At 70.5% G+C, this 17,465-nt stretch carries 21 protein-coding genes and 2 pseudogenes; 10 read left to right on the top strand and 13 right to left on the bottom strand.

What is annotated here, in order from left to right; genetic code table 11:
* Window positions 1–2: 2 nt before the first annotated feature.
* The 8 genes and pseudogenes from ASC61_RS01495 to ASC61_RS01465 all read right to left on the bottom strand — a co-directional run bounded on the left by ASC61_RS01495 (window position 3) and on the right by ASC61_RS01465 (window position 6,314).
* On the bottom strand, window positions 3–956 hold the full coding sequence (locus ASC61_RS01495; protein WP_056208358.1) for a phosphotransferase family protein: 954 nt from the start codon (window positions 954–956) through the stop codon (window positions 3–5).
* Window positions 953–1,871, bottom strand: a pseudogene (locus tag ASC61_RS01490) (acyl-CoA dehydrogenase family protein); the annotation flags it as partial. The pseudogene ASC61_RS01490 and the gene ASC61_RS01495, both read right to left, overlap by 4 nt.
* A gap of 2 nt (window positions 1,872–1,873) precedes the next feature.
* Window positions 1,874–2,137: pseudogene (locus tag ASC61_RS20185) on the bottom strand (hypothetical protein); the annotation flags it as partial.
* Window positions 2,134–3,282, bottom strand: a complete 1,149-nt coding sequence (locus ASC61_RS01485; protein WP_056208355.1) for a thiolase family protein — start codon at window positions 3,280–3,282, stop codon at window positions 2,134–2,136. The gene ASC61_RS01485 and the pseudogene ASC61_RS20185, both read right to left, overlap by 4 nt.
* Window positions 3,279–3,638, bottom strand: a complete 360-nt coding sequence (locus ASC61_RS01480; protein WP_056208353.1) for a Zn-ribbon domain-containing OB-fold protein — start codon at window positions 3,636–3,638, stop codon at window positions 3,279–3,281. The genes ASC61_RS01485 and ASC61_RS01480 overlap by 4 nt, the downstream gene beginning before the upstream one ends.
* A gap of 41 nt (window positions 3,639–3,679) precedes the next feature.
* Window positions 3,680–4,225, bottom strand: a complete 546-nt coding sequence (locus tag ASC61_RS01475) for an enoyl-CoA hydratase/isomerase family protein (protein ID WP_268750620.1) — start codon at window positions 4,223–4,225, stop codon at window positions 3,680–3,682.
* A gap of 258 nt (window positions 4,226–4,483) precedes the next feature.
* Entirely contained in the window at window positions 4,484–5,572 is a 1,089-nt protein-coding gene (locus ASC61_RS01470; RefSeq protein ID WP_056208348.1) for an acyl-CoA dehydrogenase family protein, read from the bottom strand.
* 94 nt (window positions 5,573–5,666) lie between these two features.
* On the bottom strand, window positions 5,667–6,314 hold the full coding sequence (locus tag ASC61_RS01465; protein ID WP_056208345.1) for a TetR/AcrR family transcriptional regulator: 648 nt from the start codon (window positions 6,312–6,314) through the stop codon (window positions 5,667–5,669).
* Between the two features lie 177 nt (window positions 6,315–6,491).
* On the opposite strand from ASC61_RS01465, the gene ASC61_RS01460 reads away from it, so the two are divergent.
* Window positions 6,492–7,532: an NADP-dependent oxidoreductase gene (locus tag ASC61_RS01460; RefSeq protein WP_056208342.1), complete on the top strand. Its 1,041-nt coding sequence runs from the start codon at window positions 6,492–6,494 to the stop codon at window positions 7,530–7,532.
* A 19-nt stretch (window positions 7,533–7,551) separates the two neighbouring features.
* Window positions 7,552–8,310 (top strand): SDR family NAD(P)-dependent oxidoreductase, encoded by a 759-nt coding sequence (locus tag ASC61_RS01455; protein WP_056215129.1) that lies wholly within the window; start codon window positions 7,552–7,554, stop codon window positions 8,308–8,310.
* Here ASC61_RS01455 and ASC61_RS01450 read toward each other — a convergent pair.
* Window positions 8,307–9,332: an alcohol dehydrogenase catalytic domain-containing protein gene (locus ASC61_RS01450; protein WP_235503447.1), complete on the bottom strand. Its 1,026-nt coding sequence runs from the start codon at window positions 9,330–9,332 to the stop codon at window positions 8,307–8,309. The two genes, ASC61_RS01455 and ASC61_RS01450, sit on opposite strands and share 4 nt — an antisense overlap.
* A gap of 76 nt (window positions 9,333–9,408) precedes the next feature.
* Between ASC61_RS01450 and ASC61_RS01445 the strand changes: the two genes are divergently transcribed.
* The 3 genes from ASC61_RS01445 (at window position 9,409) to ASC61_RS01435 (ending at window position 10,980) form a co-directional block, all read left to right on the top strand.
* Window positions 9,409–9,780 carry a nuclear transport factor 2 family protein gene (locus tag ASC61_RS01445; protein WP_056208338.1) on the top strand — a complete coding sequence of 124 codons (372 nt, stop codon included), beginning with the start codon at window positions 9,409–9,411 and terminating at the stop codon, window positions 9,778–9,780.
* A complete protein-coding gene (locus ASC61_RS01440) occupies window positions 9,777–10,145 on the top strand; it encodes a hypothetical protein (RefSeq protein ID WP_056208335.1) in 369 nt (122 codons plus the stop codon). Before ASC61_RS01445 ends, ASC61_RS01440 begins: the two co-directional genes overlap by 4 nt.
* Before the next feature lie 64 nt (window positions 10,146–10,209).
* Window positions 10,210–10,980, top strand: a complete 771-nt coding sequence (locus ASC61_RS01435; RefSeq protein ID WP_056208333.1) for a phosphatase PAP2 family protein — start codon at window positions 10,210–10,212, stop codon at window positions 10,978–10,980.
* On the opposite strand, the gene ASC61_RS01430 is transcribed toward ASC61_RS01435, so the two are convergent.
* On the bottom strand, window positions 10,977–11,537 hold the full coding sequence (locus ASC61_RS01430; RefSeq protein ID WP_056208331.1) for a CGNR zinc finger domain-containing protein: 561 nt from the start codon (window positions 11,535–11,537) through the stop codon (window positions 10,977–10,979). The two genes, ASC61_RS01435 and ASC61_RS01430, sit on opposite strands and share 4 nt — an antisense overlap.
* A 126-nt stretch (window positions 11,538–11,663) precedes the next feature.
* On the opposite strand from ASC61_RS01430, the gene ASC61_RS01425 reads away from it, so the two are divergent.
* A complete protein-coding gene (locus ASC61_RS01425; RefSeq protein ID WP_056208328.1) occupies window positions 11,664–12,104 on the top strand; it encodes a VOC family protein in 441 nt (146 codons plus the stop codon).
* On the top strand, window positions 12,101–12,397 hold the full coding sequence (locus ASC61_RS01420) for a hypothetical protein (RefSeq protein ID WP_157439336.1): 297 nt from the start codon (window positions 12,101–12,103) through the stop codon (window positions 12,395–12,397). The genes ASC61_RS01425 and ASC61_RS01420 overlap by 4 nt, the downstream gene beginning before the upstream one ends.
* Before the next feature lie 7 nt (window positions 12,398–12,404).
* Here the strand turns inward: ASC61_RS01420 and ASC61_RS01415 are convergent, their stop codons facing one another.
* Window positions 12,405–12,782: a hypothetical protein gene (locus tag ASC61_RS01415; protein WP_056208322.1), complete on the bottom strand. Its 378-nt coding sequence runs from the start codon at window positions 12,780–12,782 to the stop codon at window positions 12,405–12,407.
* 295 nt (window positions 12,783–13,077) lie between these two features.
* On the opposite strand from ASC61_RS01415, the gene ASC61_RS01410 reads away from it, so the two are divergent.
* The 3 genes from ASC61_RS01410 to ASC61_RS01400 are packed head-to-tail and all read left to right on the top strand — an operon-like array spanning window position 13,078 to window position 16,213.
* Window positions 13,078–13,521, top strand: coding sequence for a MarR family winged helix-turn-helix transcriptional regulator (locus ASC61_RS01410; protein ID WP_056208319.1), 444 nt, complete (start codon window positions 13,078–13,080; stop codon window positions 13,519–13,521).
* Window positions 13,514–14,494 (top strand): zinc-binding alcohol dehydrogenase family protein, encoded by a 981-nt coding sequence (locus ASC61_RS01405; protein WP_056208317.1) that lies wholly within the window; start codon window positions 13,514–13,516, stop codon window positions 14,492–14,494. The genes ASC61_RS01410 and ASC61_RS01405 overlap by 8 nt, the downstream gene beginning before the upstream one ends.
* A 42-nt stretch (window positions 14,495–14,536) precedes the next feature.
* Window positions 14,537–16,213: an FAD-dependent oxidoreductase gene (locus ASC61_RS01400; protein ID WP_056208314.1), complete on the top strand. Its 1,677-nt coding sequence runs from the start codon at window positions 14,537–14,539 to the stop codon at window positions 16,211–16,213.
* On the opposite strand, the gene ASC61_RS01395 is transcribed toward ASC61_RS01400, so the two are convergent.
* Together ASC61_RS01395 and ASC61_RS01390 are read right to left on the bottom strand one after the other, a co-directional pair.
* Window positions 16,214–16,720: a DoxX family protein gene (locus ASC61_RS01395; protein ID WP_056208310.1), complete on the bottom strand. Its 507-nt coding sequence runs from the start codon at window positions 16,718–16,720 to the stop codon at window positions 16,214–16,216. It abuts the gene before it with no gap.
* Between the two features lie 30 nt (window positions 16,721–16,750).
* Window positions 16,751–17,440 carry a pyrimidine reductase family protein gene (locus tag ASC61_RS01390; RefSeq protein WP_056208300.1) on the bottom strand — a complete coding sequence of 230 codons (690 nt, stop codon included), beginning with the start codon at window positions 17,438–17,440 and terminating at the stop codon, window positions 16,751–16,753.
* Between the last annotated feature and the right edge of the window lie 25 nt (window positions 17,441–17,465).

Here is a 17,465-nt window from a genome sequence, read left to right as displayed (position 1 = left end):
GCTCAGCCGAGCCGGTCGCGGCCGGTGCGGATGAGCGTGATGATCGTGTCGGGGAGGCGTTCCTGGTCGGGATCGACGTGGCGGCCCTCGCGGTGGCGGCGCAGGTTGTGGCCCATGATCGCGGCCATCTTGAAGCGCCCCAGCGCGTTGAACCACGCGAGGTCGGGGAGCGGCCGGCCGTACAGCCCGACCAGCTCGTCCTCGCTCGGCAGTCCGGGCACCTCGCGGCCGACGCCGGGGAAGTTGCTGCCGTCGGCGAACACCAGGAGCCAGCCGAGCTCGACGCGGGGGTCGCCGGTGCTCCAGATCTCCCAGTCGATGACCGCGGCCGGGTCGAGGCCGGTCGAGATGATGTTGCCGAGCCGGTAGTCACCGTGCACCAGTGTCGGCGCGACGGCGTCAGGCACGGACGCAGCGAGCCTGGCCTCGAGGTCGGCGGCACCGGGTACGAGCTCGGGTGGCACGGCGGCCATCGTCCGCGACCAGCGCTGCAGCTCGTCTGCGGGACTGAGCGCGGGCCCGTCGACCGGGATCTTGTCGAGGGGTACGTCGTGCAGCGCCGGGAGGATCTCGGCGGCCCGTCGCATCCGCGCTGCCGCGAGTCCGGGCTCGACCTCGGGATTGTCGAGCACCGGCTCGAGCGACTCGCCGGTGACGAACTCCATGGCGAACCATGCCGTCTCGGTCTCGTCGACCACGAGGATCTCCGGCACCGGTACGTCCGTGGGGGCGAGTGCCTGCATGATGCGCGCCTGGCGCACCATGTCGTGCCGCCCGACGGGACGCTGGCCCTCGGGCACCGCCTTGACGACGACCGGGCCGTTCGACGTGGGGACGCGATAGGTCAGCCCGGAGTGGCCGCCGAGCAGCGGCTCGAGCGGCTGCACCTCGAGGCCGGGGTCGACCCGTTTGAGTGCGGCGGCGACGCGCGCGCCGAGGGTCTCTTCGAACGTCATGGGCGCGGCTCCCGCGGCAGGCCGAGCACACGCTCGGCGAGGATGTTGTGCTGGATCTCGTCGGTGCCGCCCGCGATGCGGTAGCCCGGGGCGCCGAGGACGTGCTCGGTCCACGCCCAGGTGCCCCACTCGCCGGAGTCGACCGTCAGATCGCCGCCGAGCAGCATGCGGGCGACCTCGGACGTACGCGCCATGGTGTCGGTGGCGAGCAGCTTGCCGACCGACGCCTCGGGACCGGGTGCCTCGCCGGCGACGACCGCGGCGGCGACGCGCATCCCGGTGAGCCGCTGGACGTAGCTGCGGGTGATCAGGTCGGCGACGGCGTCACGCTCGATCTCCGACAGGGGGCCGCGGTGCCGGGCGAGCTCGACGGCGCGATCGGCGTTGTCGAGGCCGAGGTTGCCGGAGTCGAGGCGTTCGGCGGCGAGCACCGTCAGGGCGACCTTCCACCCAGCGCCGACCGGGCCGAGCCGCATGGAGTCGTCGAGGACGACGCCGTCGAGATAGACCTCGTTGAAGCTGCTGCCCCCGGTCATCTGCCGGATGGGTCGCACCTCGACGCCGGGGGAGTCCATCGGCACGAGGAAAACCGTCAGACCGGCGTGCTTGGTGACGGTGTTGTCCGTACGGCACACGGCGATGCCCAGGTCGGCGATCCGCGCCCCGGACGTCCACACCTTGTGTCCGTCGAGGACCCACGAGCCGTCGCGCTGCACGGCCCTCGTGCGTACGGCGGCGAGGTCCGAGCCGGCCTCGGTCTCGGAGAACAGCTGGCACGCGATGAGGTCGGTGCGCAGCATCGCGCGTACGTAGGTCGCCTTCTGCTCGTCGGTGCCCCACTGGGCGATCGTCGGCGCCACGAGCTGCTGCGTCACGGAGAACATCTCGGTGCGCCGCGGCACGTCGAACGCCGCCNNGTGGGCGAGCGGCAGGCCGCGGCCGCCGTACTCGGCGGGCCACGTCAGGGCGGCGCCCCAGCCGGCGTCGAACTTGGCCTGCTCGTAGCGCCGGATCCGGTCGGTCTCGGCTCGCTCCTCGGCGGCGGTCCAGTTCTCGAAGACCGCGACGGTGTCGTCGCCGTCGCCCCAGGCGGTCTCCTGGCGTGGGGGTGCCTGCTGGGCGAGCCAGGCGCGGGCCTCGGTGATGAAGGTTGCGGTGTCGGGTGTTGGCACTGCGGTCACACCGCCAGGACGGTGCAGGCACTGATGCCCGGTGCGCCGTAGACGTGGGTGAAGCCCAGGCGTGGGGTGCCGGGCACCTGACGGTCGCCGGCCTCGCCGCGCAGCTGGGTGACGATCTCGTGCACCTGCCGCAGCCCGGACGCGCCGATCGGCTCGCCGTTCGCGATGCAGCCGCCGTCGGTGTTGACCGGCATACTGCCGTCGATCAGCGTCGCGCCCTTCTCGAGCAGCTGCTCCTGCTCGCCGTGCTCGCAGAACCCGCACTCGGCCATGTGCATGATCTCGGCGCCGCTCTCGGTGTCCTGCAGCTGCAGCACGTCGATCTCGTCAGGACGTACGCCGGCGGCGTCGAACGCCGCAGCGGCCGCGACGGTGCTGACGCTGGTGGGTGCTCCGGCGCCCTGGATCGCGGGCGCGAAGACCTCGAAGGTGCCGAACCCTCTCGTACGTGTGACAGCCGACAGCAGCGACACGGGTCGGCCGCCGAGCCGCGTCGCCACGGCCTCGCTGGCGACGATGATCGCCGCGCCGCCCTCGCCGGGGGAGCAGAACATGAAGCGCGTCAGCGGGTCGTTGACCATGTCCGCCGAGGCGATCTCGTCCGCCGACATCGGCGTGCGCCGCCAGGCGTTGGGGTTGAGGGTGCCGTTGGCGTACGCCTTCTCGGCGACCTTCGCGAGTGTCGGGGCGGTGATGCCGTGCTCGCGCATGTAGCGGGCGATCTTGATGCCGAAGAACTGCGTCGTCACCATCAGCCCGGCTTCGCCGTAGCCCACCGGGAGACCCCACTCCTCGGGCAACGGGGCGAACGCGCCGCGGCCGTGCTTGTCGAACCCGACGGCGAGCGCGATCTCGGCGGAGCCGGAGCGGATCGCGTTGACCGCGGACACCAGGGCGCTGCCGCCGGTCGCGCAGCCGTTCTTGACGTTGGTGAACGGGATGCCGGTCAGGCCCAGCTCGGCGACCAGGGTGTCGGCGAGGCCGGATCCGTCGCTGCCGCCGAACGCGATCTGCACGTCGGACCACTCCAGCCCTGCGTCGACGAGCGCGCTGCGGATCGCCTGCACCGCCATCTCGCGCCCGCTGACTCCGGGCTGTCGGCCGAACGCCGAGAGCCCGGCCCCGACGATCGAGACGCCGGTCATGCGACGACCTCGAACCGGGGGACCGGCGCGGCCGCGGTCAGGCGTACGGGCGCCTGGCCCTCGAGCTCGGCGAAGTCGGCGCAGTCGAGCACCGCCTCGACCTTGACGCCCTCGGCCAGCTCGACGTAGCCGACGGCGAACGGCGCGAAGCCGTCCGCCGGCGGCACGTACGGCGGGGACTTCGGTGCGAACCGCTGCACCGTGAAGCCCCACACCGTGCCGTGCTCCGACAGCTCGATGGGCTGCATGACCTGCTGGCCACACCGCTGACACCCGTCGGCGACAGGGAAGGCGACGTTGCCACAGCTGTCGCACCGGCTGCCGTGCAGGCGGGGCGCTGGTTCGGTCGTGCTCACGTCATCTCCTTGTCGTACGGCGGGGTCGTCGGCGGGTCAGGTCAGCGGCCGACCCACTTGGGCTCGCGCTTCTCGAGGAATGCCTGGACGCCTTCCTTGGCGTCCTCGGACTGCAGCGCGTTGCCGACGGCGAGGTGCTCCATGACCATGAGCGACTGGATGTCGGCGTCGAGGCCGCGATCGATCGTCATCTTGGTCAGGCGCATCATGAACGGGCTCTTGTCCGTCAGGTTGGCGGTGAAGTCGGCGACGGTCTTGTCGAGCTCGTCGGCCGGGGCCGAGGCGTTGATGAGGTCGAAGTCGACCGCTTCCTGGCCGGTCAGCAGCTTGCCGGTCAGCATCAGCTCCTTGGTCTTGCGGATGCCGATCATGCGGGGGAGGCGGTAGATCGGCCCGGCGCCACCGAACAGTGCGCGGCGGATGTGGAAGTCGCCGATCAGGGCGTCGTCGCTCGCGATCGCGAAGTCGCACGAGATCATCAGCTCGAAGCCACCCGCGGTGACGTAGCCCTCGAGCACCGCGACGGACGGCGTGTTCATCGAGTAGAGGCGGTCGCAGACCTTCGCCGAGATGACGGCGACCTCCATCGCGGTGGTCGTGCCGACGTAGTTGGCCAGCAGCTCGTCCAGGTCGAAGNCCTCCACGATGATCTCGTCGAGCCGGTGGAGCAGCTCGAGGGTGACGGCGTTCTTCTTGTGCGGACGGTTGAGCCACACGCGTGCGACCTCGCCATCCTTCTCGAGCACGATGTGGTCGGTGTCAATCACGGCATGTCCTTTCAAAATGAACTGGATTCATTTCAGTATGGGTGACGATGGGTCACCGGTCAACAGGTGGTGCTGGGATCAGAGGCCGACGAGGTCGGCGATGGCGGCGCGGTGCGCGCGGGAGCTGCCGAACAGTCCCTCGTCGCCGAGGGCGCGGCGTACGTACCGGTGTGCGGTGTGCTCCCAGGTGAAGCCGATGCCACCGTGCAGCTGGACCGACTCGTGGGCGGCGCGGATCACGACGTCCTGGCAGACCGCGGCCGCGATGCGGGCAGGGAGGACGGCTTCGGCGGGGTCGACGTCGAAGATCGCGGCGGCATAGCGCGACGCCGAACGAGCCCGCTCGAGGTCGACGAGCAGGTCGGCGAGCCGGTGCTTGATCGCCTGGAACGACGCGATCGCCCGGCCGAACTGCTGACGTTCGAGCAGGTATGCCGTCGTCGACTCGAGGAGGTGCGCCGCCATGCCGGTGTGCTCGGCCGCGACGCCGATCGCTGCCGCGGTCTGCACGGTGCGCCACGCGTCGGCGAATCGCTCGGGGCCGACCAGGAGCCGGGCGGGGGCGTTGGCGATGGTGACGTCGGCGAGCGGCCGGGTGTCGTCGAGGACCTGTCGCGCGCGCAAGGTGGTGGACTCCTGTCGCAGGTCGACGACGAACAGCGCCGTTCCGCCGTCGGTGGCGGCCGGCACGACGAGGTGCTCGGCGGCGTCGGCGTGCAGGACGCGGTCGGCGGATCCCGTGAGCACCCACTCGCCGGACAGCGTCGCCCGTACGTCGTGGGGACTCGCCCAGGCGACGGTGGCGACCTCGCGCCCCGACGAGACGGCATCGAGGAGGACACCTGGCTCGTCCGCGGCGATCAGCGCCTGCACCGCCACGACCGCTGAGGCGAGGACCGGGTCGGGGAGCAGGGCGCCACCGGTCTCCTCGAGCACCACGCCGACCTCGCGCAAGCCGAAGCCCGCACCGCCCAAGGCCTCGGGCACGGCGAGCGAGCCGACCTCGAGCTCCGACATCAGCCGGACCCAGGTGTCGTCGGACTTCGCGACCACGGCACGCACGATCTCGCGCAGGTCGTCGTGCTCGGCGACCGGCATGAGGATGGACGGGTCGGAGCTGGGCGCCGCGTCGAACGTACGGGGGACAGCAGTGGACGTGGGTGACATGAGGACCTCGGGAACGTCGCTGAAGCAAACTGAGACGAATTCAGTTTAGATCACCGAGGACGTACGTGCCAGAGCCACTCCCGGGGAGGGCGGCTCAGGTGCGGGCCGGGACCTCGGCGGAGTCGACGAGCCGCGCCGCGGCCTCGGCCATGACCTCGGTGATCTGCTCGAGCGTCATCTCGCCGCCGGGGCGGTACCAGCGCCACACACCGACGACGAGCGCGAGCAGCATGCGGGCCGTCAGCAGGGCGTCATCGACCCGGAACGCGCCGTCGTCGATGCCCTTCTGGACCAGGCCGGTCCAGTTGTGCTCGATCTCCTGGACGAGGGAGCGGCAGAGGAGCCGCTCTTCCTCCTCCTTCTTGGACGGCCGCTTGGTGGCGAGCAGGTCCATGTGGTTCTGCAGGATGCGGCGCTGCAGCGCGTCGCGGGGCGAGGCCTCGTACGCACTGGCGACCGCCGCGGTCAGGGCCGCTGCGGAGTCAGGGGCAGACTCGGTGGCGGCCCGGAACCGCTCGACGGAGTTGCTGAGCTCGAGCCGCATGATCGTGAGCAGGCAGTGCACCTTGGACTCGAAGTAGTGGTAGAGCGCGGTCTGGCCGATGCCGACGTCATCGGCGATCGTCGCCCACTTGGTGTGCTCGAAGCCCTCCTCGCCGAAGCGGTCGATCGCGGTGGCGATGATCACCGCGCGCTTGGAGCGCGGGCTCTCGGTGCGCGGTGCGTTGTCGACTGTGCTCATCGATGCGATTCCCAACTCTCGTGGTCGTCACCGACCATGACCTGAACTCGGCTCATTCCGTACAGTGCCACGGGTGAAAGCGTGTGGCAATTCAGAGCGACCTTTGTGAAGACGTGTCCAGAACTGATATTAGTTCAGTATGACCGACAATTCACCCTTCCGCTGCCGAGTCGTGCGATGGCCCTGACCGGACGGCAGCTCCAGGTCGCCTCCTATCCGCGCGGACCGGTCGAGGAGCGGCACTTCGAGGTCGTCGAGGTGCGCGTCGAGCCGGTCGGTCCCGGTCAGGTGCTCGTGCGCAACACGTGGACCTCGGTCGATCCCGGGCTGCGGCTGAGGCTCCGCGAGGCGGCGCCGGAGGGCTACTTCGTGGCGTTCCCGCTGCACGCGGCGATGGACGGGATCATGACGATCGGCGAGGTCGTGGAGTCACGCGCCGAGGGATTCGCACCCGGCGACACGGTCTGGCACGCACGGGGCTGGCGCGACTACGCCGTCGTCGATGCTGCCGCGGTGCAGCTCAGCGGCCTCGGCACCTTGCGGGCGCTCGACACGTCGATTGCCGAGCCGCAGTCGTATCTCGGGGTGCTCGGCGGCATGGGCCTCACGGCGTACGCCGGGCTGTCGGTCGTCGGTGCGCTCAAGGGCGGGGAGACGGTGTGGGTCTCCGCCGCCGCGGGCGCCGTCGGCAGCCTCGCCGTCCAGATCGCGAAGCTGCACGGCAACCGCGTCGTAGCCAGCGCGGGCTCGGACGAGAAGGTCCGCTGGCTGCTCGACGATCTCGGTGTCGACGCGGCGTTCAGCTATCGCACGACGGCGGTGCTCCAGGGCCTCGCGGAGGCCGCACCGGAGGGCATCGACGTCTACTTCGACTGCGTCGGCGGCGATCATCTCGAGGCCGCGCTGGACGCGATGAACCGTGACGGGCGGATCGCGATCTGCGGATCGGTGTCGGAGTACGAGTCGGAGCCGACCGGTCCGCGCAACCTGTTCCTCGCCGTCGCCAAGGACCTGACGATTCGCGGGTTCCGCGGCAGCAGCAACCTCGACCTGCTCGACCAGATGCAGGCCGAGCTCGGGGCGGCGCTCGCCGACGGCCGGCTGCAGCAGCGCGAGACCGTCTTCGACGGACTCGCGAGTGCCCCGAGAGCGCTGACCGAGATGATCGCCGGCCGCACGACCGGCAAGACCCTTGTCCACATCACCGACGCACGTTGAAGGGCTGACCATGACCACGATGAGCTCCAGGATCGACGGCAAGGTCGTGCTGCTGACCGGCGCGACGGGTGGGCTCGGCGCGGCGGTGGCGCGGCGCATCGCCGACGAGGGTGGCCATCTCGTGCTGACCGACCTCGATGTCTCGGCCTGCGAGGCGCTGGCGCAGAGCCTCGCCGACACGCCCGGTCGGCACACCGCCCTGGCGCTCGACGTCTCGGTCGAGGAGCAGTGGCGGGCGGCCGCGGCGTTCGTGGAGCGGGAGTACGGCCGGCTCGACGCCCTCGTCAACAACGCGGCGATCGGCAGCATCGCGACGGTCGAGGACGAGGAGGTCGAGCACTGGGACCAGGTCATGGCCATCGGGGTCAATGGCGTCTGGCTCGGCATGAAGCACTTCGGCCCGGTGATGGCTGCCGCTGATGCCGGCTCGATCGTCAACGTGTCGTCGATCCTCGGCACCGTAGGCGGCTTCGGCAACAGCGCCGCCTATCACGCGGCCAAGGGCGCCGTGCGGACGCTGACCAAGAACGCGGCGCTGCACTGGGCGACCTCGGGCGTACGCGTCAACTCCCTGCACCCGGGCTTCATCGGCACCGAGCAGCTGCTGGCGCGGCACGAGGGGTCGGAGCGGCATGCCGCGATGCTCGCCGGTACGCCCATGGGCCGGCTCGGCCGCGGTGACGAGATCGCCGCCGTCGTGGCGTTCCTGGTGAGTGACGACTCGACGTTCATGACCGGGTCCGAGGTCTACGCCGACGGTGGGTGGACCGCGGCTTAGTCCGGGACGACGACGATGCGGCCGCGCACGTCGCCCTCACGCAGCCGCCGGTACGCGTCGAGGGTGTCGCTGAACCGCACGACCTCGATGTCAGCCACGATCTGCCCGCCGCGGGCGAGCTCGACGACGGCCTCGAGGTCCTGGCGCGGGCCCCAGAACGGGGCGTTGACGTGCCAGCCGAGCGGCAGGTCGCGACCCTTCGCGACCGTCATCGAGCCGCCTCCTCCGCCGACCATGACGAGCCGGCCGCCGGGCGCGAGCACCTCGGCACCGGCGGCGAGCGTGCTGTCGGCGCCGACGAAGTCGAGGACGACGTCGACGGGCGCGTCGACCGCCTCGGCGACGGTGGTCCCGGTGGTGTGGGCGCCGTGCTCCCGTGCTGCCTCGAGCGCGGCGGGACGGGTGTCGACGACGACGATGTGCGCGTCCGTCGTCTGCTTGAGGATCTGCACCGCGAGGTGACCCAGCCCGCCGGCGCCGATCACCACGACGGTGCCGCCCTCGATGGCCTCGCGGTGCAGCCGGATCGCGTGGTACGCCGTGAGCGCGGCGTCGGCGAGCGGCGCGAGCTCGGTCGCGACCATGCCGTCGGCGGCCACGAGCTGGCGGGCGGCGGGCACCAGGACGTACTCGGCGAGCCCGCCCGGCCGGCCCAGACCGAAGCCGACGCGGCCGTCGAGGTGCAGGCAGTGGTTCTCGTGGCCGCGCCGGCAGCTGTGGCACGTGCCGCACGACCAGACCCCGTGCACGACGGCGAGCCGGTCGAGCCATGACCCGTCGACGCCGTCACCGACCTCGACGACGGTCCCGGCGATCTCGTGGCCCAGCGTCATCGGCAGGTCGTACGGGAGGGTGCCGGGCGGGCAGGACATGACGTGGAGGTCCGAGTGGCACAGACCGGCGGCGTCGACGCGCAGCAGGAGCTCGCCGGGCCCGGGGCGCGGGACCGGGACCTCGCGGAGCTCCGGCTCGCTCTGCCACGCGGTCAGCTGGACGGCTCGCATCGACGAGGGGATGGGCATCGCGGGTCTCCGAACTGTCTCGAGGTCGCTGTCGAACGTACTCGACATCGGCCAGAAACTGAACTAGGTTCATGTTGTGGCTTCGAACGACCTCCAGCTGGCGCGCTACTACGCGACCCTCGACGACATCGGCATCCGCGACGCGGTCTCCCTGCTCCACGAGGAGGTCGAGTACGCCATCGTGCTGCCCAACGGTGCACTGCGGGGGACCAGTCGGCAGGACATGCTGGACTACCTCGAGTCGCGTCCGCCGGTGCAGCGCCGGCACCACCTGTTGCGCACCGCCGTCGACGGTGACACCGAGTTCGTCTACGGCGTGGTCACCGACAACGACGCCGTGACGGGGCGGTTCGCCGCGGTCGCCCGCATCGCGGACGGCGCGATCCGCACCTATCAGGTCACGTTCGACCTCGAGCTCGTCGTCGTGCCGTCCGGGGAGGGCGCATGAGCAGCACGCCGTTCCTCGACGACTGGTTCACGTTCATGGACTCCGACCGGCCCGAGCGCGTCCTCGACCTCATCACCGACGACTTCGAGATGTCGATCCAGTTCTCGACCGGGGCCGGACAGGCCTCGGAGTTCCTCGGCGATCGCGCGGGCCTCGTGGCCTACCTCGAGCAGCGTGAGGTCAGCGTGCTGGTGCACCACCTGACGCACACGGCGCGCGTCGACGACGTCGAGATCGCGCTGGGCAAGACGACGCGCGACGGGGTGTTCGAAGCCGCGTTCAACGTGTCCGCCGAGCTCGATCCCACCGTCAACAAGGTCCGCCGGCTGCTGATCGCGCGTACGCCGGAGATCGAGTTCGCCTGACGCGCAGTCCCGTCCCCACGGCTGGCTAGGCTGGCGCTGACTGCGGGGTGAGAGGACGGGACGCGTGAAGTGGCTGGGTCCGACGTCCGGTGATCCGGGACTGACCGTGCAGGCCGCCCCGCACTCGTCCGGCCGAGCGCACGGCGCACTCGCCGCAGCGGGCCAGGTCGTGCTGGTCGTGGGGTTGTGGCTGCTCTACCTGTTGTGCCGGCACCTGTTCGAGGGGTCGGAGCACGTCGCGCGGGCGCATGCCGATGACGTGTGGTCGTTCGAGCGCACCCTCAGGTGGCCCAGCGAGGCGAGGCTGCAGGGCTGGGTGCTGCACTCCGACGCCGCGATCCGCGTGATCAACGGGATCTATCGTTACGTCCACTTCCCGGCGATGTTCTGCACCCTCGCCCTGCTCTACGTCCGGCGCCGCGAGGTCTATCGCTGGTTCCGCAACGTGCTGATCCTGACCACGGGCCTGGCGCTCGTGGGCCACATCCTCTATCCACTGTCGCCTCCGCGGCTCGAACCGGGCTTCGGCATGGTCGACACCGGGCTCGAGTTCGGTCAGAGCACGTACGCCGGAAAGCCGGGCACGGGATTCACCAACCAGCTCGCCGCGATGCCTTCGATGCACGTCGCCTGGGCCGCGCTGATCGCGTTCACGGTCGTGCTGTGCCTGCGCACCCCGTGGCGCTGGCTCGCGCCGCTGTATGCCGTGATGATCCTGCTGGTGGTCGTGGTGACCGGCAACCACTACTGGCTCGACGGTGTGGTGGGGGTGGGGCTGCTCGCGATCGCGATGCTCGTGCTCCGGCCGCCGCGCCCCGCGGTCGTACGCGCCTAGTGCGCCGTGGCGAGTCGCTCGTCGCGCTTGCGGGCGCGATAGGCGGCCGCCTTCATCTTGTTGCCGCAGGTCTCCATGGCACACCACTCGCGGCGGCCGCCGCGCGAGGTGTCGAGGTACGTCTGGGTGCACCCCGGGCGGGAGCACTCCTTGAGCAGCGCCGCCTCCGGGCCGCCGAGGATCGCGACGGCCTCGCGCGCGACGGTCGACAACGCCTGGGCCGGGGTGGCCTCGGTGCGACGACCCTCGCGGGTCAACTGCGGCACCACTGACGGCTTGCGCGCGGCCTCGTTGACGACTGCAAGTGCCGCCGTGGCGTACGCCTTGCCGGCCATGCGTGCGCTCACGAGGTCATAGATCGCCTCGCGCAGCGCGATCGCTGCCGTGACGTCGGCGGGCCGCGACTTCGTGGACGCGTCGACGAGGCCGGACTCGGCGAACCACGAGTCCAGCCGGGCGGGGGAGGTCAGCATCTCGATGGGTGACTCGTCGCGGCGGGCACGGAGCGATCCGACGAAGTCGAGGGAGAGGTTGCCGCACGGGAAGGCATGGTCCATGTCACCAGTCTGACAGGTGACGCAAGGAACACCAAACCGTCTTGACCGGTGACGATTGCCGTGGCAAGGTCGTAACCAGTTGGACCGGTGACGGACGGAATCCGCCAGAGTCAAGGAGCAGGAATCATGGACGTGAAGCTCGAAGTGGTGGTGGTGCCCGTCTCGGACGTGGACCGCGCCAAGGAGTTCTACGCATCGCTGGGTTGGCGTGAGGACGCCGACTTCTCCGCTGAGGACGGCTTGCGAGTCGTCCAGTTCACCCCGCCGGGGTCCGAGGCGTCGGTCATCTTCGGTGACCGCCTCACCACGGCGGAGCCGGGATCCGTACGCGGACTGCACCTGATCGTGTCCGACATCGAAGCCGCGCGTGACGAGCTCGCCGGCCGGGGCGTCGACGCCGAGATCTTCCACGACGGGGGTGGGGTCTTCCACCACGCTGGGACCGAGAGCCGCGTGCCGGGGCCGCATCCCGAGCGGGCTGACTACGGCTCGTTCGCGTCGTTCAGCGATCCCGACGGCAACGAGTGGGTCGTGCAAGAGGTCAAGACCCGCGCGCCGGGGCGATGAGCAGCATGGTGACCGAGGCGATCGTCCTGGACGCGCTCGAACGAGCGGCGGCGGCGCACGGCGTGCACGAGGCTGAGGAGCTCGGTGGCGTGTACGACGAGGAATGGCCCAGCTGGTACGCCGCGCACATGGCCGGCACGCTGGCCGGTCACGGCATCGGTGCGGACGCCCTCAAAGTTGCCTTGGAGCGCGCCGCGGCCGCGCACGCCGAGCACGAGCGGTCGACGGGCACGAAGGACTCCGACTGGCCCCGCTGGTACGCGGCGCACATGACGCCCTCGCTCGTCGGCTGAAGGCGGGCTAGAGGCCCAACAGGATCTCGAGCAGACCCTTCTTGCGAGGTGTCGGCGACGGCGTCGGCGTCGGCTGTGTCGTCGGCGGCGGAGTCGTGGTGGTCTTCGTCGGTGTGGGCTTCGCGACTGGCTTGGGCGCCTGGGTGGTGGGGTCCGCTGTCGGCTTCGCAGCGTCAGGACTCGGCTTGGCCTTGGGCTTCGCCTTGGGTCTGGTCGTGGCCGCCGGCTCGTGGGCGACGACCGGGGCATCGTTGCCGGCCTGCGGGACCGACGCGATGCGATCGGCGGCGGCGGTGTCGCTGCGCGTGAACGTCAGCACCGTCGCGGTCGCGATCGTGGTGACGACGGCGGCCATGGCGACCTTGTGGGTCTTGCTCGTCCGCATGGGAGTGCTCCTCGCGGGGATACAGGGGTCTGGCGGGAAGGGTGCGTAGGCGGCATCGGCGACGCAGGAGACAGCCTATCGGTCGACCTCTTCCTGAGCCGAATCGTCTGGAATCTGAGACTCCTGGTGGGCCAGGGCGGTGCACACGTCGAGGTGCGCCGCGCCGAAGGCGAGGAGAGCGAGACTACGTCGGTTCATGGGGTGCCTCCGCACGATGGATTCCATGGAATGTATGTGCTAGCGTAGCAAACATGATTCCAAGGAATATACTTACGTGGAATGTTGGTGCGAGGTCATGACAGATCTCGACACGGTCTTCACTGACCTCGTCCGCTATCAGATCGGGCTGTGGAACGCAGTCGATGCGAGGCTCCGGGCCGACCATGACCTGCAGCTGAGCCATTTCGAGCCGCTGCAGGTCATCGCCCGTCGCGGGGGGTGCCGAGTCTTCGACATCGCCGAGGAGATGGTCATCTCGGTGGGCGGCACCAGCAAGCTCGTCGACCGGCTCGAGGCGACCGGCCGCGTGCGCCGCACTGCCAACCCGATCGACCGCAGGTCCTCGATCATCGAGCTCACTCCGGCCGGCCGGCGTCTGCTGGACCAGGCCACCGTGACGTACGAGGACGAGCTCGAGGTGCGACTGGGCTCGGTGATCCCGGCGGCCGAGCTCGACCAGCTGGCGTCGACCCTCGCGACCCTGCGAGCCGTCACCGCGAAGGTCGGCAGCGATGTCTGACACGATGCGCGCTGTCGTGCTCGACGCGCCCGGCCCGCCCGAGGCCCTCAAGATCCGCGACCTGCCGGTGCCGACTCCCGAGCCCGGATGGGTGCTGATCGAGGTCAAGGCCTTCGGACTCAACCGGTCCGAGCTGCACACCCGCCTGGGCCTGGCCGACGGCGTCACCTTCCCCCGCGTCCTCGGCATCGAGGCCACAGGCGTCGTCGCTGCCTGCCCCGGCGGCGAGCTCGAGCCTGGTCAGCAGGTCGTGACGATGATGGGTGGCATGGGTCGCCAGTTCGACGGCGGCTATGCGGAATACACGTGCGTCCCTGTCGATCAGGTGATCCCGTTCACCAGCGAGCTCGACTGGGCCACGCTGGGCGCACTGCCCGAGATGCTCCAGACCTCCTACGGCTCACTGACCGTCGGGCTCGACGCGCAGCCGGGGCAGAGCATGCTGATCCGTGGCGGCACCTCGTCGATCGGGATGGCGACGGCGATCCTGGCCAAGCAGCGCGGGATGACGGTCTTCTCGACGACGCGTGACCCCGCCCGTGCAGCGTCGCTGACCGGCATCGGCGTCGATCACGTGATCATCGACGACGGCGACGTGGCGGCGCAGGTGCGCGCGATCGCACCGTCAGGGGTCGACACCGCTCTGGAGCTCGTCGGCACTCCCACCCTGCCCGACACGCTTCGCAGCGTCCGCGTGCACGGCGTCGTGTGCTTCACCGGGATGCTGTCGAACGAGTGGCTCGTCCGCGACTTCTACCCGATCGGCTACCTGCCTCAGGGCGTACGCCTGACGGCGTATTCGGGCGAGGCCGGCGACCTGCCCGCGACGGTGCTGCAGGACTACCTCGACGCCGCGGCCACGGGCGACGTCCCGGTCCCGCTCGACCGGGCGTACGCCTTCGAGGAGATCGTCGAGGCGCACCGAGCCCTCGAGGACGGCCACGGCAGCGGCAAGCTCGTCGTGACGGTCTGACCGCGACCCCACGAGTTCGGCGGGTCGGGTAGTTTCACGCCCATGACGGAGTCCACACCCGGCAACCCGGTGATCCTCGTGGTCGCCGCCTCGGCCGAGCATCACGCGATCCTGGCCGACGAGTTCGCCAGCCGCTACGCCCGCGACTACGACCTCCACGTCGTGCAGGGCGGCGCCGAGGCGTACGAGCTCAAGCACTACCTGATGGCCGAGGGGCGGCAGATGGCGTTGATCGCGGTCGACCACTCGCTGGAGGGCGGTGCGCTGCCGATGCTCGACAAGCTTCGCGTGGCGTCCCCGGCCAGCCGGCGGGTCGCCCTCGTGCCGGTGTCGGGCTTCGCCGAGTCGTTGGACGAGCTCAGGCCCGCGCTGGGGCAGGGCCGCCTCGACACCTACCTGATCATCCCGCAGGGTGCGCGAGACGAGGAGTTCCACACCGCGATCTCGGAGTACCTCTCGGACTGGAGCTGGTCGTCCACGGCGCCGGTGGTCGCGGGCGTCCGCATCGTCGACGACGGCACACAGACCGCGGTGCCGGCGATCCGCGACTTCCTCGACCGCATGGGCATCGCGTACGAACGCTTGCATCCGGACAGCGATGAGGGCCGCCAGCTGATCGCCTCGGTCGACGGCGAGGCCGAGCTGCCGATCGTCGAGACGTTCAGCCGGGGACTCGTGAACGGTGCGACGGAACGTTCGGTGGCCGCCGCGTTCTACGGCACGCCGACCGAGCTCGGCGACGACTTCGTCGCCGACCTGCTGATCGTCGGCGGCGGCCCGGCCGGGCTGGCGGCGGCCGTCTATGGCGCGTCCGAGGGGCTCAGCACCGTCGTGCTGGAGTCGGACGCGATCGGCGGCCAGGCCGGCACGAGCTCGATGATCCGCAACTACCTCGGGTTCCCGCGCGGTGTCTCCGGCATGCGCCTGGCCCTGCGGGCGCGGGTCCAGGCGACTCGTTTCGGCGCGCGGCTCTACACCGGGCGCGCGGTCACCGGCCTGCGCGTCGGCGACATCCACGAGGTCGACTTCGACGGCGGCACGTTGCGCGCCCGTACGGTGCTCGTGGCGTGCGGCGTGACGTACCGGCGGCTCGGCGTGCCCTCGCTCGAGGAGCTCGAGGGCCGCGGCGTGCACTACGGCGCCGCGACGAGCGTTGCCCGCGACATGCAGGGCCGCGACGTCTACATCGTCGGCGGCGGCAACTCAGCCGGCCAGGCCGCGCTGCACCTCGCCCGGTTCGCCAACAGCGTCACGATCGTCGTGCGCCGGCAGAGCCTCGAGGAGACCATGTCGGCCTACCTCATCAACGAGATCGCGACGCACAAGCGGATCTCGCTCCGCACCGGCGCCCATGTCGTCGACGGCGGTGGTGAGGGCCGGTTGGAGTGGATCTGCCTCGAGACGTCGGACGGTGTGATCGACCGGATGCCCGCCGACGGACTGTTCCTGCTGCTGGGCGCCGATCCGGGCTGCAGCTGGCTGCCGCCCGAGGTCGTGCAGGACGAGCGCGGCTTCGTCCTCACCGGTCGCGAGATCCCGATGGACCGTTGGGTCAGCGGCCGGCCGCCGGCACCGCTGGAGACGACGGCGCCTGGCATCTTCGCCGCCGGCGACGTCAGGTCGGGATCGATGAAGCGCGTCGCCTCCGCAAGTGGCGAGGGTGCGGCGTCGGTCTCGCAGGTGCACGCGCACCTCGCGCCGACCGCGCCGGTCAGCTGATCAGTCGGGCGTACGGGACGGGCGCCAGCTCGTGACCAGCATTCCCGCAGCGCCGAGGATGCCAGCTGCCGCAGCGCCGAGGCCGATCGCGACGCCGTCGAGGTCGAGGTCCAGCGCGTGGTCGAGCGAGGCCTGGCCGCCGCCGAGCACGGCCAGAGCCGTCAGCGCGAACGCGATCGTCATGACGTACTCGTAGCCCTCGCCCTCGCGGAAGATGAAGAACCCGTTGCGCCGGTGCACCGTCACGAACGCCACGGTCATGATGCCGACTCCCGCGGCAGCGGCGAACGGCACGAGAAACCCGACCAGCAGGGCGGCGCCCGCGGCGAGCTCGAGGTAGGAGCTGACGGCGGCGTGCACCGTGGCCGGCCGCAGGCCGATGCTCTCGAACCAGCTCGCCGTGCCCTTGAGACCTCCGGGGCCGAAGCCGTGGTTCCAGCCGTGCGCGATCAAGGTGACGCCGAGGGCGAGCCTGAGGATCAGGGATGCGGTGTCGAGCTCGTTCATCAGACTCCTTGGGTACGTGCGACGGACAGCCTACGGGTGGCGGACCCACCGGGTCAGCAGGCCGCCATCGGCCTCGATCGCGTGCCCGAGCGTCATGGCGTGGTGCACGAGGTGGTGGCCGTGCGCGATCCGTGGTGCGTCGCCGGCCGCGAGGATCGGCGCGATCGTCAGGCACAGCTCGTCGACGAGGTCGAGCTGGACCAGCTCACCGTGCAGGCTGGGACCACCCTCGCACAGCACTCGGTTCCAGCCCCTGGAGGCGAACTCGGTGAGGACCGCGGTCCAGTCGATCTCGCCGGCCCCGGCCTGGATGACCTCGACGGTCCCGCGCAGCGCAACCACGGCGCCGGGATCTGCGTCGGCCGTCGTCACGACGGCGATGCCAGGACGTACGAGCGCCGGCGGGATGCCGAGGCTCCGGCTCACCAGCACCATCGTGGGGACGGGCGACAGGCCGAGTCGTGCACGCAGCTCGGTGTCGACGTCGAAGTCGGCGTAGGCCTCGTCGCGCGCCGTGCCGGCGCCCACCACGATGACGTCCGCGAGCGAGCGGAGCAGCGCGAACACCCGCGTGTCGGCCTCCCCGCCGAGCGTGCCTGACGTGCCGTCCTGGCCCGTCGCGGCGCCGTCGAGCGTCGTCACGAAATTCGTACGGATCCACGGCCGGTCGACGGGTGGATAGGCGTAGAGGCGTTCGAGCTCGTCGGCGTCGAGGGTCATGCCTGAACCCTAAACGCCCCACGAC

This window comes from Aeromicrobium sp. Root344 (assembly GCF_001425755.1).
GTDB lineage: Bacteria > Actinomycetota > Actinomycetes > Propionibacteriales > Nocardioidaceae > Aeromicrobium.
Note: the sequence above shows the minus strand (reverse complement) of the source record. Positions and strands in the feature narration are given on the sequence as shown.

What these genes read in the sequence shown, in the direction of transcription:
- ASC61_RS01485 (WP_056208355.1), bottom strand. Translation starts at nt 3,282, where the DNA reads ATGACCGGCGTCTCGATCGTCGGGGCCGGGCTCTCGGCGTTCGGCCGA.
- ASC61_RS01470 (WP_056208348.1), bottom strand. Translation starts at nt 5,572, where the DNA reads ATGTCACCCACGTCCACTGCTGTCCCCCGTACGTTCGACGCGGCGCCC.
- ASC61_RS01455 (WP_056215129.1), top strand. Translation starts at nt 7,552, where the DNA reads ATGAGCTCCAGGATCGACGGCAAGGTCGTGCTGCTGACCGGCGCGACG.
- ASC61_RS01460 (WP_056208342.1), top strand. Translation starts at nt 6,492, where the DNA reads ATGGCCCTGACCGGACGGCAGCTCCAGGTCGCCTCCTATCCGCGCGGA.
- ASC61_RS01410 (WP_056208319.1), top strand. Translation starts at nt 13,078, where the DNA reads ATGACAGATCTCGACACGGTCTTCACTGACCTCGTCCGCTATCAGATC.
- ASC61_RS01465 (WP_056208345.1), bottom strand. Translation starts at nt 6,314, where the DNA reads ATGAGCACAGTCGACAACGCACCGCGCACCGAGAGCCCGCGCTCCAAG.
- ASC61_RS01405 (WP_056208317.1), top strand. Translation starts at nt 13,514, where the DNA reads ATGTCTGACACGATGCGCGCTGTCGTGCTCGACGCGCCCGGCCCGCCC.
- ASC61_RS01420 (WP_157439336.1), top strand. Translation starts at nt 12,101, where the DNA reads ATGAGCAGCATGGTGACCGAGGCGATCGTCCTGGACGCGCTCGAACGA.
- ASC61_RS01450 (WP_235503447.1), bottom strand. Translation starts at nt 9,332, where the DNA reads ATGCCCATCCCCTCGTCGATGCGAGCCGTCCAGCTGACCGCGTGGCAG.
- ASC61_RS01415 (WP_056208322.1), bottom strand. Translation starts at nt 12,782, where the DNA reads ATGCGGACGAGCAAGACCCACAAGGTCGCCATGGCCGCCGTCGTCACC.
- ASC61_RS01395 (WP_056208310.1), bottom strand. Translation starts at nt 16,720, where the DNA reads ATGAACGAGCTCGACACCGCATCCCTGATCCTCAGGCTCGCCCTCGGC.
- ASC61_RS01440 (WP_056208335.1), top strand. Translation starts at nt 9,777, where the DNA reads ATGAGCAGCACGCCGTTCCTCGACGACTGGTTCACGTTCATGGACTCC.
- ASC61_RS01400 (WP_056208314.1), top strand. Translation starts at nt 14,537, where the DNA reads ATGACGGAGTCCACACCCGGCAACCCGGTGATCCTCGTGGTCGCCGCC.
- ASC61_RS01390 (WP_056208300.1), bottom strand. Translation starts at nt 17,440, where the DNA reads ATGACCCTCGACGCCGACGAGCTCGAACGCCTCTACGCCTATCCACCC.
- ASC61_RS01475 (WP_268750620.1), bottom strand. Translation starts at nt 4,225, where the DNA reads ATGGAGGTCGCCGTCATCTCGGCGAAGGTCTGCGACCGCCTCTACTCG.
- ASC61_RS01425 (WP_056208328.1), top strand. Translation starts at nt 11,664, where the DNA reads ATGGACGTGAAGCTCGAAGTGGTGGTGGTGCCCGTCTCGGACGTGGAC.
- ASC61_RS01430 (WP_056208331.1), bottom strand. Translation starts at nt 11,537, where the DNA reads ATGGACCATGCCTTCCCGTGCGGCAACCTCTCCCTCGACTTCGTCGGA.
- ASC61_RS01495 (WP_056208358.1), bottom strand. Translation starts at nt 956, where the DNA reads ATGACGTTCGAAGAGACCCTCGGCGCGCGCGTCGCCGCCGCACTCAAA.